The organism is Streptomyces sp. NPDC040405 (assembly GCF_055595765.1).
This window is the reverse complement of record NZ_JBVIVI010000008.1, coordinates 297,289-309,747: the sequence shown is the minus strand read 5'-3', so window position 1 is coordinate 309,747 and position 12,459 is coordinate 297,289. Positions and strand designations below refer to the sequence as shown.

At 69.8% G+C, this 12,459-nt stretch carries 8 protein-coding genes; 3 read left to right on the top strand and 5 right to left on the bottom strand.

Features of this window, described 5'->3' with window-relative positions; translation table 11 throughout:
- Nucleotides 1-321: 321 nt before the first annotated feature.
- Genes ACZ59A_RS30405 through ACZ59A_RS30395 form a run of 3 tightly spaced genes read left to right on the top strand, consistent with a single transcriptional unit; the run spans nt 322 to nt 4,031 of the window.
- Complete coding sequence (locus ACZ59A_RS30405; protein ID WP_470965048.1) at nt 322-1,902, top strand: amino acid adenylation domain-containing protein; 1,581 nt, start codon at nt 322-324, stop codon at nt 1,900-1,902.
- On the top strand, nt 1,899-3,236 hold the full coding sequence (locus ACZ59A_RS30400) for a ferredoxin reductase domain-containing protein (protein ID WP_470965045.1): 1,338 nt from the start codon (nt 1,899-1,901) through the stop codon (nt 3,234-3,236). The genes ACZ59A_RS30405 and ACZ59A_RS30400 overlap by 4 nt, the downstream gene beginning before the upstream one ends.
- Nucleotides 3,237-3,263: 27 nt before the next feature.
- A complete protein-coding gene (locus ACZ59A_RS30395) occupies nt 3,264-4,031 on the top strand; it encodes an enoyl-CoA hydratase-related protein (RefSeq protein WP_470965042.1) in 768 nt (255 codons plus the stop codon).
- A 57-nt stretch (nt 4,032-4,088) separates the two neighbouring features.
- Here ACZ59A_RS30395 and ACZ59A_RS30390 read toward each other — a convergent pair whose 3' ends face one another.
- The 5 genes from ACZ59A_RS30390 to ACZ59A_RS30370 all read right to left on the bottom strand — a co-directional run bounded on the left by ACZ59A_RS30390 (nt 4,089) and on the right by ACZ59A_RS30370 (nt 12,329).
- Nucleotides 4,089-5,096, bottom strand: coding sequence for an aldo/keto reductase (locus ACZ59A_RS30390; RefSeq protein ID WP_470965039.1), 1,008 nt, complete (start codon nt 5,094-5,096; stop codon nt 4,089-4,091).
- Nucleotides 5,097-5,164: 68 nt separating this feature from the next.
- Nucleotides 5,165-7,714: a glycoside hydrolase family 127 protein gene (locus ACZ59A_RS30385; protein WP_470965036.1), complete on the bottom strand. Its 2,550-nt coding sequence runs from the start codon at nt 7,712-7,714 to the stop codon at nt 5,165-5,167.
- Between the two features lie 116 nt (nt 7,715-7,830).
- A complete protein-coding gene (locus ACZ59A_RS30380) occupies nt 7,831-9,261 on the bottom strand; it encodes an RICIN domain-containing protein (protein ID WP_470965032.1) in 1,431 nt (476 codons plus the stop codon).
- On the bottom strand, nt 9,261-11,159 hold the full coding sequence (locus tag ACZ59A_RS30375) for a family 43 glycosylhydrolase (protein WP_470965029.1): 1,899 nt from the start codon (nt 11,157-11,159) through the stop codon (nt 9,261-9,263). Before ACZ59A_RS30375 ends, ACZ59A_RS30380 begins: the two co-directional genes overlap by 1 nt.
- A 138-nt stretch (nt 11,160-11,297) precedes the next feature.
- Entirely contained in the window at nt 11,298-12,329 is a 1,032-nt protein-coding gene (locus ACZ59A_RS30370; RefSeq protein ID WP_470965026.1) for a DUF8189 domain-containing protein, read from the bottom strand.
- Nucleotides 12,330-12,459 lie beyond the last annotated feature (130 nt).

The window sequence follows — 12,459 nt, the reverse complement described above, 5'->3', positions numbered from 1 at the left end:
AGGCATACTTTTCCGCGCGGGCGCACTCTAGTGGGATCCTGGCCAACTTGCGCCCGTCGCCCGTCTTCCGTGCGCACCGCACAGGTCCTTAAGCTCTCAAGCAAGCGAGATGGCTGGTGACCACGTGCCACACGATACGCATGTGAACCGGTCGGCGGCGGCCTGATCTCCTCGCCGCAGTGCCACCACCGCACCTCATACGGCTCATCACTTTCACCCTTCACCCCCGCACTGGGCTCCTTCATGCCCGCACCCGGCTCCACCAGCCGAACGATGACCGACTTGTCGAACGAGAGTGGGCGACATATGCGGATACACACCATGCTTCATGACGCACGACCGGCCGATCCCCTCCGGCATCTCTCCGGCACGGACCGGCGGCTGTTCCAGCGGTTCGGCCAGGGGCCGGTGGCCACCCTGCCCTGTGCCCTGATCCACCGGGCCGTCGAGCGGCACGCCGCCGCGTCCCCGCGCGCCGTCGCGGCCGAGCACCTCGGCGAGACGATCACGTACGGGGAGCTGGACCGGCAGGCCGGGCGGCTGGCGGCCCGCCTCGCCCACCTGGGCGTACGCCCCGGTGACAGCGTCGCGCTGTTCGTCCGGCGCTCCATCCCCATGCTCGTCGGCCTGCTGGCCACTCTGAAGGCGGGTGCGGCCTATGTGCCGCAGGACGCGGGGCTGGCGCCCCCGGCCCAGCTCGGCCATGTCATCCGCACGGCGTCGACCCGGGTGATCCTGACGACGTCCGGCTACGCGGACCGCATACCGGCGCCACCCGGCCACACCGTCGTCCCGCTCGACACCGCGATGGCCGAACCCTTCAACGCCGGGGCGGGCGAACCGCCCTTCGTCCCCGCCCGGCCCGTGACACCGGACGACGGCTGCTATGTGCTCTTCACCTCCGGCACCACGGGGGCGCCCAACGGGGTCACCGTCACCCATCGCAATGTGTGCAACCTCCTGCTCACCGAGCCGGGGAACTTGGGGATGCGGCCCGGGATGCGCGTGTCCCAGATCCTCAACGTGGCCTTCGACATGGCCGCGTGGGAGATCCTCGGCTGCCTGAGCCACGGCGCCACCCTCGTCATCCGCGGCGCCGACATCGCCGAGACCGTACGCCGGGTGGACGTGGTCATCGCGACCCCCACCGTGCTCAGCGCGGTCGACCCGGAGCTATGCGGACGGATCAAGGTCGCGGCCGTCGCCGGGGAGCCATGTCCGCGCCCGCTCGCCGACCGCTGGGCCCGGGTCTGCGCCTTCTACAACGCGTGCGGGCCGACCGAGACCACCATCGTCAACACCATGCAGCGCCATGACCCGGCGGCGCTGCGGCTGACCATCGGACGGCCGACGCCCAACAACACCGTGTACGTCCTGGACGCCGAGCGGCGCCCGTGCGCCATCGGCGAGACCGGCGAGATGTGGGCCGGTGGCGACTGTGTGTCGGCGGGCTATCTGCACAATCCGCGGCTCACCGCGGAGCGGTACGCGCCCGACCCGTTCCTCGGCGGCGGGCGGCTGATGTTCCGTACCCGCGACCTGGGCCGCTGGACGCCCGACGGCGAGCTGGAACATCTGGGCCGCACCGACGACCAGGTCAAGGTGCGGGGCTTCCGGGTCGAACTGGACTCGGTGTCGGCCGTCCTCGAAGCGGTCCCCGGCTGCGTCCGCGCGGTCACGCTCAAGCTGGACGACCGGAGCCTGGTGTCCTTCGCCGCCCCGCTGCGGGTCGACCCCGAGGCGGCGCGGCAGGCCGTGGCCCGAGCGCTCCCCTACTACTGCGTGCCGGTCGCCGTCCACACCCTCCCCGCGCTGCCGCTCACCAGCCGCGGCAAGGTCGACAAATCGGCCCTGCTGTCGCTGGCCGCCGAGCGCCGCACGGCCGGTGAGGTGGCGTCGTGACCACACCTCGCATCGTGACCACACCCCGCGCCGAAGCACCGCCGCGCACCGCGGAGCTGCCACTGCCGCCCCGGACACCGGGGGTGCGCGGGCTGCTGAAGCATCCGCGCCTGATGCACTACAACCGTCTCATCGCCCTGGTCCTGGCGGTCAACCTGGCCTTCCTGCTGTCCCGTTCGGGCGAGGATCTCCCGCCTCGTACGCTCTCCGACGCGGCGCTCGTCAACTTCGCGGTCGCCATCGTCATCCGCCAGCAGTACGTCATCAATCTGCTCTTCCGCATCGCCACCGCGCCGCCCGTCAACTGGCCGCTGAGGATCCGGTGGTCGCTGGCGAAGGTCTACCACTTCGGCGGGGTGCACGTCGGCGGGGCCGTCGCGGGCACGCTCTGGTTCCTCGCCCTGGTGGGCTCGCTGACCCGGCACGCCACCCCGGCCGCGACACTCGCCGTCTCGTACGCCCTGGTCGTCCTGCTGCTGGGGATCACGGCCACGGCGCTGCCGCCCTTCCGGGCGCGGTTCCACGACCGCTTCGAGAGGGTGCACCGCTTCGGCGGCTGGGCGGCGCTCGCGCTCTTCTGGGCGCAGACCGTGCTGACCACGCTCGACGGGCGGGGCGAGGAGTCCGCCGCCGGGCGGCTGCTGACGGCGCCGGGCGTCTGGGTGCTGGCCGTGATCACCTTCAGTGTCGCGCTGCCGTGGCTGCGGCTGCGCCGGGTGACGGTGGCCGTCGAACGGCCGTCCCCTCATGTGGCGCTCGCCCGTTTCCACCACGGGGTGACGCCGTTCGCCGGATCCTCGACGGCGATCAGCCGCAGCCCGCTGCGGGAATGGCACTCGTTCGCCAATGTGCCCGCGCCCGGTGAGCCGGGGTTCCGGCTCACCATCTCCCGCGCCGGGGACTGGACCGGGAAGTTCATCGACGACGCCCCGTCCCGGGTGTGGGTGAAGGGCATCACCACCGCGGGCGTGGCCAACATCGAGACGCTGTTCCGCAAGGTGATCTACGTGGCCACCGGCAGCGGCATCGGTCCGTGTCTACCCCATCTGCTGGCCCAGGAGGTCCCGGCGCGGCTGGTGTGGGCGACCCGCACGCCCCGTACGACCTACGGCGACGCCCTGGTGGACGAGATCCTGGCCGTCCAGCCCGACGCCGTCATCTGGGACACCTCCGAACACGGCAAGCCCGACATGGTCCGGCTCGCCTACGCCGCGTACGCGGACTTCGGGGCCGAGGCCGTCATCTGCATCTCCAACAAGAAGCTCACCTGGCAGGTGGTCCACGGCATGGAGTGCCGCGGGATCCCCGCGTACGGCGCCATCTGGGACTCGTAGAGCGATCACTTCCGAAAGCGAGGCACCGTGAACTTCATCAAGATCGAGCGACACGACCGGGTCGTCACCGTGACGCTGCACCGCCCCGAGGTGCTGAACGCGCTCAGCAGCAGGCTACTGGCCGAACTGGTCGAGGCGCTGCGGCCGCTGGACCGCGATCCCGGGACCGGCTGCTTCGTGATCCGCGGCTCGGAGCGGGCGTTCGCGGCGGGCGCCGACATCAAGGAGATGGAGCCCAAGACCTCCGTCGAGATGTTCGCCGAGGACTACTTCGCGGGCTGGGACGCCTTCGCCGCGCTGCGCACCCCCAAGATCGCGGCGGTCTCCGGCTACGCGCTGGGCGGCGGCTGCGAGCTGGCGATGATGTGCGACATCATCCTGGCCGCCGAATCGGCCACCTTCGGTCAGCCAGAGATCAAATTAGGTGTCATACCGGGCATCGGCGGCACCCAGCGGCTGACGAAACTGGTCGGAAAGGCCAAGGCCATGGACCTGATCCTGACCGGGCGCACCATGGGCGCGCAGGAGGCGGAGCGCGCCGGGCTGGTCTCCCGGGTGGTCCCCGACGACCGGCTGACGGCGGAGGCGGCGGCCGTGGCCGCGACGGTCGCCGCCTACGGCAAACCGGCCGTCATGGCGGCGCGCGAGGCGGTGGAACGGGCGCTCGAGGTGGGGCTGCGCGAGGGGCTGCTGTTCGAACGGCGCTCCTTCCACGCGCTGTTCGCCACCGAGGACCAGTCCGAGGGGATGGCCGCGTTCCGTGAGAAGCGCGCTCCGCGCTTCACCGGCCGCTGACGCAAGGGCGCGCTGGGTCCCCGCCCCCGGTGCCGGGAGCGGGGACACGGCGGTCGATCAGGGGATCTCGACGCCCGCCTCGGCGGAGAGGCGGTCGATCTCGGCCAGCTCGGCGTCGCTGAAGCCGGGCGAGTCCAGGACCGCGATGTTCTGCTCCAGCTGGCCGACGCTGCTCGCGCCGATCAGCACGGAGACCACCCGCGGATCCCGCAGCACCCAGGCGAGCGCCAGCTGGGCGAGGGTCTGGCCGCGCTCCCCGGCGATCTTGTTGAGGGCGTGCAGCAGCGTCAGGCGCTCCTCGGTGAGCGCGTCGCGCTTGAGGAAGTGGCCGAGCGCCATGCGGGAGTCGGCGGGCACACCGTTCAGATAGCGGTCGGTGAGCTGGCCCTGGGCGAGCGGCGAGAAGGCGATGACACCGGCACCGGCCGCGGCGGACGCCTCCAGCACCCCGCCCTCGACCCCGCGCTGGAGCATCGAGTACGGATGCTGGTTGATCAGATACGGGGTGCGCAGCTCCTTCAGGATCGCGGCCGCCTCCGCGATGGCCTCCGGCGGGTAGTTCGACAGCCCGGCGTAGAGGGCCTTGCCCTGCCGTACGGCGCTGTCGAGCGCGCCCATCGTCTCCTCGAGCGGAGTGTCCGGGTCGAAGCGGTGGGAATAGAACACGTCGACGTAGTCCAGACCCATACGGGTCAGCGACTGGTCGAGGCTGGCCAGCACGTACTTGCGCGAGCCCCACTCGCCGTACGGGCCGGGCCACATCAGATATCCGGCCTTGCTCGCGATGAACAGCTCGTCGCGGTAGGGGCGGAAGTCCTGGGCGAAGACCGTGCCGAAGTTGCTCTCGGCGCTGCCGGGCGGGGGCCCGTAGTTGTTGGCCAGGTCGATGTGGGTGACGCCGAGGTCGAAGGCGCGGCGCAGCACGGCGCGCTGGGTCTCGAGCGGATGGGTGTCGCCGAAGTTGTGCCACAGGCCGAGCGAGACCTTCGGCAGCAGCACGCCGCTGCGCCCGCAGCGCTGGTACTGCATGGAGTCGTAGCGGTTCTCCGCCGCGAGGTGGGCCATGTACGTCGTCCTTGTCCATGCCGGTCGGTACGGGGGCGGGCGGGCCGTGGCCCGCCCGCCCGAGCTAATCAGCTTTCGGCGAGCGTGGCGACCTCATTCGCGCTGAGTGTCCGGCCGTACACGCGGAAGTCGTCGAACGCGGCCCTGAGGTACGGGTCGGGGTACTGCGACTTGCCGAGGTAGGCGGCGCGGATGTGGTTGCCGAAGTCGCTGGGCTCGACGGTGACGGCGGTGTTGCGGCCGGCCTCGCGTCCGCCGACGTAGAGGACGGCGGTGCCGCTGCCGTAGGCGACGGCGACATGGGCCCACTGGCCGGTGGGCAGCGGCGCGGCCTCGATGCGCTGCTCCGCGCCGCCTCCGCCCGCGGTGATGGCGAAGCGCAGCTTTCCGGAGTCGGCGACCGGGGTGAGGAACATGTTGGCGGTGACGCCGGTGCCGATGTCGAAGATCCGGGTCCACTGGGCGGGGGTGCCGTCCAGCCGGACCCAGGTGGCGACGGTGTACGCGGTGGCGCCCGCGAGAAGGTCGTCGGCGAGGGTCACATAGCCGTCGGTGCCGTTCAGCGCGACGGCGCCGCCGGTCCGGCCCGTGGTCCAGGTGGTGCCGCCGGTGAGCCGGGCGGTCTTGCCGCGGCCGGTGGCGTCGGCGGCGGTGGTGCCGGAGGCGTCGTCGAAGCGGTACCAGGCGGCGAAGGCGGGCGGCGGGGTGGGCGGCTGCCCCGTCATCCAGTACACGTTGTAGCGCTGGTGGTGGACCCGGGCGACGGGCAGCAGGCTGACGCTCTGCCCGTCCGCGGTGGCGGTGAAGCGCATCGGGCTGGTGGCCTGCTGGACGACGGAGTCCTGCTTGAGGCGCGGCATGGTCATGCCGCTGGCGTTGCCGTACGCCCCGGCCAGCACGACGGGCCCGTACAGCACGGCCCGGATGTCGGGGTCGTCAGGAGTGGGGTCGAGCCGCAGCTTCATCGGCAGGGTCACCTCGACCCGGTCGCCGGTCTTCCACTGCCGATCGATGATCAGCCAGCTCCCGGGTTTCGGCTGGTCGGGGAGGGCGGTGCCGTTGAGGGCGGCGCGCGCCCCGGACGCCCATGAGGGGATCCGCACCCGCAGCTCCAGGGAGGCCGCGCCGGAGGCGACCGTGAGGGTGGTGGTCTGCTGGTCGGGGAAGCCGGTGGTCTGGCGCCAGGTGATGCCCTTCCCCTGCCAGCGCAGCTCGGAGGGGATGAAGAGGTTCACCAGGAGGCTGCGGTCGCCGTAGGTGTAGATGGTGTCGGCGAACTTGGCGTGGGTCTCCATGCCGCTGCCGTGGTCGCAGGAGAAGTTGTCGTAGTCGGTGGAGTACTGGTTGGGGTCGGGGCCCATGAAGGACGGCTGCTGTTTGAAGGAGCCGGGGGCGAGGCCCGTGTAGTAGATGTTGAAGCCGTGGGCCGAGTCGGGGTCCTGTTCGCCGAGCATCTGGTTGAAGAGCGTGCGCTCGTAGTAGTCGAGCAGGTCGGTGCGCTCGGGCGCGTGGAAGTGGATCAGGCGGGTGAGCTTGAGCATGTTGTAGCTGTTGCAGTTCTCGCAACAGCTCCCGCTGAGCTGGGCGGCGATGGCGTCGGGTTCGTGGAAGGCCTCGCCGTTGCTGTTCCCGCCGATGACGTAGGTGTGGTGATCGGTGACGATCTTCCAGAAGTTCTCGCCGATGGTGCGGTAGCGGCTGGTCAGCCCCTCCTCCCACAGCCGCAGGGCGCCGACCATCTTCGGGATCTGGGTGTTGGCGTGGAGTCCGGCGAGCCGGTCCTCGTTCCGGCTGAGCGGGTCGAAGACGCGGGCGTGGGTGAAGCGTTCGGCGGCCTTCAGCCACCGGCTGTCGCCGGTGATCGTGTGCAGATCGGCGAGGACGTCGTTCATGCCGCCGTACTCGGTCTCCAGCACGCGCTGCATCTGGTCGTAGCTGAGCTTCGCGGTGCGGGTGTCGACCCAGGCGGCCTGGCGCAGCACGGTCTCCAGGGCCTGGTCGTTGTCCGCGAGCAGGTACTGGTCGACGAGCCCGGCCATGATCTTGTGGATGGTGTAGTACGGGGCCCATACCCCGCTCCCGGCCTCCAGCCGGTCGAAGAAACTCTCCGGAAACGCCGACAGATAGCCCGTCCCGTACCCGGCGGCCGGGGATTTCGCCTGGCAGGCGGTGAGGGCGGAGACGAGGCTCCGGCTCTTGTCGAGCAGCGCGGCGTCGCCGGTGTTGGCGTAGGTCAGGGCGAGGCCGGACAGGAGGTGGCCGGTGCTGTGGCCGCGCAGCTCGGTGGTCGGGCTCTCCCAGCCGCCGCAGGGCCGGGCGCTGCTGGCGATGCCGACGTTGAGGCGGAAGGTGTGCAGCAGCCGGTCGATGTCGACGAAGCGCAGATAGGCGGTGTTGCGGGACTGGTTGTCCTTGAAGGCGCCGGGGAGCAGGGTCACGGCGGTGAGCGGGAAGGGCCGGACGCTGGTCAGCGCCCGGCCCGTTCGCGGGGCCGCTGCCGGGGCGGCGGCGGGCGTGGCCGCCGCCGCGGTGCCACCGGCGGCCGCGCTGAGCATCACGGCCGCGGCACCTGTGGCGGTGGTGGCGATGAAGTGCCGTCTGTCGACTGGTTCGTCCATGTCTTCCCTCACTGGGGTTCGAAATTACGAACAATGTCCGACATCGTGCGCACCGTGAAGCTACCGGCCCTTCCGGGGAAGTCAACAGCCCCGCGCGTACCGGCCGGTGAGGACCGTCAGCCGCGCTGCCACTGCTGGTTGGTGCCGCCCGTGCAGTTCCACTGGATGAGGGCGGCCTTGTCCGCCGTGGAGGAGTCGGCCACGTCCAGGCACTTACCGCTGGAGCGGGCGGTGAGCCGCACGTACCCGCTGCCGGTGTCCGTGACCTGCCACTGCTGGTGCGCGCCCGTGCCGCAGGCCGACTGGACGACCGCCGCGCCGTCGGCGGTGGAGCCCCCGGCCACGGTCAGGCACTGGGAGCTGTGCCGGGCGATCAGCTGGACGTATCCGTCCCCCGCGCTCCGGGACCAGAACAACTGGTTGCCGCCGCCGTTGCAGGTGTACTGCACGACCGCGGTGCCGTCGGTCTGCGCGGCGGAGACGACGTCGGCGCACTTGCCGCTGTGCCGGGCCTTCAGCGTGGTGTACGGGCCGCCGGAGCCGGTCACAGTGCCCGCCTCGGTGTCGATGGTGAGCTGCGGATACCAGTCCATGGTCATGGTCGTCGCGGTGGGGAAGGCCAGCGGCAGCCAGACGTAGCGCGAGTCGTTGACCTTGCCGCCGAAGGAGTTGCCCCAGCGGTCGCCCAGGTACAGGTACGAGGTCGTCCGGGCGCCCTGCACCGGCAGGACGTACGCGGTCTGCGAACCGTAGGCGGTGGAGTCGCCCACGTTGCGCATCGCGCTCCAGGGACCGGCCAGGCTGGTGGCGGTGGCGTACTGCTGCTGGTTGGGGTTCCAGCCGGTGGCGCCGGAGGTCAGCATGAAGTACACGTTCCCGCGCTTGAAGAGCGCCGGGGCCTCGCGATGGCCGCCGGGCCAGGGGTTGGCCACCAGGCTCGCCACACCGGTGTAGTCGTCGGTCAGCCGGTAGATCTGCAGGTCGTAGTTCTCCCGGGCGGCCGAGATCATGTAGCCGGTGCCGTCGCTGTCCTTGAACAGGGTGATGTCGCGCGACATGTGCTGGTCCAGCGGGCGGAAGCTGCCCCGCCAGGTGTAGTCGCCGTCGACGGTGGCGGAGGTGGCGACGGCCGCGCGCGCCTCGCTGTAGTCGCTGCCGTTCTCCTTGTGCATCCACATCACGAACTGCCTGGTCCGCTCGTTGTAGAGCACCTTGGGCCGTTCGATGTTGGCGGTGGCCAGCTCGGGATCCGTGGCCTGGGTGAGGACGTGGCGGCGGAACTCCCAGCTCTTGAGGTCCGTGGAGCGGTAGGCGGACACGTACCGGAAGGTGTTGTCCGCGTTGCGGTTCTCGCCGAACCAGTAGTAGTACGCGCCGACTTTGATGACTCCGCCGCCGTGCGCGTGCACCGCCTCGCCCGAAGTGGTGGTGAACTGTGTCGCGTTGACGACGGTGGCGGGGGCCGCCTGCGCCGTACCGGCGCCTGCCAGCAGGGCGGGCAGCGCCAGGACGGCGGCCACGACGAGGGCCCACAGACGTCCGCGCATCACACGCTCTCCTTCACTACGGTGAAGTGGCGGGCGACGCCGGAGAGCCGGGGCAGCTCCCGGATGGGGGTCCAGGTCCGGAAACCGTCGAGGCTGTCGCTGTAGTAGTACTTCTTCTCCGCGTAGCCGTCGAAGTAGATCCGCCAGCCGCCGTTGTCCAGCCGTACCAGCGCCGGTCCCTCGCGCCAGCTGCCCCAGCCCGCCCAGTCGCCGGTGCCGCGGAAGGTGTAGGGGCCGCCGAGGCTGGTGGCCGTCGCGTACTCGATGTACTTCGTCGTCTCCTGCTTGGTGAAGGCGTGGTACTGCCCGCCGTGCCGGACCACGAAGGTGTCGATGTAGTTCGCCTTGTCCAGGCCGGTGAGCGGCTTCGGGGTGGTCCAGGACGAGAGCGAGGCGTTGGTGGCGGTGAGCAGATGCGGGCGGAAGATGTAATCGGGAGTGGCCGTGGTGTCCAGCGACACGATGATGTGGACGCTGCCGCCTTCGTCGACGAAGAACTCGGGCGCCCAGGTGCGTTCGACTCCCGGGAGCGGCAGGGTGTGGTTGCGGACGAAGGTCCAGTTGACCCGGTCCCGGCTGCGCGCGAAACCGATGGTGTTCCCGGTCCAGTTGGTGGTGTAGACGATGTAGTAGTAGCCGTCGGTGTGCTTGATGACGCTGGGGTCGCGGATCAGCTCCGCGGGCGGGGTGAACGCCGGCCCCTTGAGCAGCGTGTAGGTGAGCGCGTCCGGCGACTCGTACACGTACATGTTGGATTCGCTGCTGTTGGTGAAGGCGGTCATGGTGTAGCGGGTGGTGGCCTTGGTGTCGGGGGCGGGCCCGTCGGCCACGGGGACACCGAAGTCCGGGGTGCCGTCCGCCTTCCAGCCGAGGGACTGGATACGGGTGTGCCGGTTGGGGTCGTTGAGCGGGTCGCCGGTGATGTCCTTGTACTGGCGGGCGTGGTAGACGAGGACATCGGTGCGGCCGTCCTCGGCGACGGTGAAGGAGTTGTGGCCCGGGCCGTACTGCTTGGTGGTGTCGTTGCTGGTGAAGACCGGCTGCGGGCTCTTCTTCCAGGAGGCGGCGGCCAGCGGGTCGCTGTCCGCGGAGGCGGTGAGCAGCCCCATGCAGTAGTTGGCGTCGGTGGCGCTCGCGGAGTACGTGAGGAAGAGCCGCCCGTTCTTCTGGAGCACGGACGGGCCCTCGTTGACCTTGTAGCCGCGGGTCTCCCAGTCGTAGGTCGGGCGGGAGATCTCCACCTGCGGCCCGGTGATGGTCCAGGGGTTGGCCATCTTGGCGAGGTAGATGCTCGAGTTGTTGCCGATGTCCGGGTTGCTCTGGGCCCAGATGAGATAGCGGGTGCCGCGGTGGACGAAGGTGGAGGCGTCCAGCGAGAACGAGTCGATGGGGGTGGCGATGCGGCCCTTCTCGGTCCAGGTCCCGGCGAAGGGGTTGGCGCTGCCGTTCTCCAGCACCCACATCCGGATCTTCCAGACGTCGTTCGCTGGCGCGGAAGCGAAGTAGACGTACCACTTGCCGTCGATGAAGTGGATTTCCGGGGCCCAGATGTGGGCGCCCATGTCGCCGCTGGTGTGCTTCTTCCAGATCACCGATTCGGGCGCGGTGGTGAGGCCCGCCAGGGTTCTGGAGCGGCGCAGGATGATGCGGTCGTACTCAGGGGCGGTGGCGGTGAAGTAGTAGTAGCCGTCGGTGTGCTTGAAGATGTGCGGATCGGCGCGCTGGCGGACCAGCGGATTGGTGTACCGGGGGGCCCTGGCGGCCGTCTCCCGCGCGGAGGGGGTGGCGGCCTCGGCGAGGCCGGGGGTTCCTGCGGCCGCCCCCAGGACCAGGGCACCCATCAGTACCCGTCGGCGGCTGGGCTGTCCGTCGCTGCGGCTCTCTCCTGCTGTGGGCATGCGGGGGCTCCTGCGCTCTCCGTCGATCAACCTCTGTGATGATCGAATTTGTTCGGAGATTAAGGGTTCTGATGACTTCCGACAGCCCCTGAAGCAGGTGCGAAAGTTTCGAAAACCGTGGAGCCCCCGGGACCCCGCTCAGACGAACGTCTGGCGCTGCAGCCAGAGGTCCCTGACGACCCCGTTGCCCTGCAGGAACACGTACAGCAGGTTCTCCTCATTGGCGATGGGGACGCTGATACCGGCGGAGCCGATGACCCCGCCGAGGGACTGGAAGCCGGTGTAGGTGTTGCCGTTCTCCGTGTTCTGGACGGCGACCCACAGGGCATTGTCGGTGGCCCTGATGAACACGTTGACCCGGCCGTCCTGGCCCAGGCCGCAGGTGGGCCGCCACACGATCTGGGCGCCCAGGCTCACGGGGGCGCCGAAGGTCTCGTAATCGTCGCTCTGCCCGACTCGGCGGACGGAGCCGTCGACGCCCCGGAAGAAGATCTGCACCCTGCCCGCCGCGTCCAGACACACCGACGGGCGACTGGTCACGTTGGGGGCGTTCAGCGAGAAGGGCTCCCAGACGACGGAGTTCGCGGCCAGCTGCTGGATGGTGTAGAGCGTTTCGCCGCTGCCCTTGACCGCCACCACGATCCGCCCTCCCCCGTCGAGGATGGGCGACGGGGTGGCGAAGATGGCGCCGCCCAGCGACGCCGCGGCGGTGTACGTCTCGTACTGCAGGTCCTGGTTGTGCAGGTACCACAGGGCGTTGTCGGTGCCGGGGAAGAACACGTAGATGCGGCCGTCGGCGCCGAGCGCCGCTGCCGGATCGTCCCCGATGCCGGTGGCCAGCGTCTGGGGTGCCCCGTACCCGGAGTTGATGGAGGTCTGGGTGATGACCTCCAGATTGTTGCCCGGGGTGCGGTAGAAGACCCGCACCTTGCCGTCCTTGCCGCGGATCGGTGCGGGGATGCCGTCGACGGACAGGCCCGCGTACTGCTGCCAGGGTCCCCACCCCCCGTCGCGGGTTTCGAGTCTGCTCCAGAGGACGTTCGACCCGCCCCGGATGAAGACTTGGATCCGGTCGTCGGCCTGGGCCACGGGCGCGGGCTCGGAGTGGATGCCGCCTTGCAGATTGATCCAGGTGCCCCACACGGTTCCGGGCGTGGTGGAAACGGACATGGGTCCTCCCTCGCCTCGTGGCTCACCACGAGTCTGTGCGGATGCCCCGTCATTTCCCGTGCCAAGCACAACGAATACCTAAAGAAGACCGAATGAAAGTATATGACCGATAAATATAAATGAGTGAGAT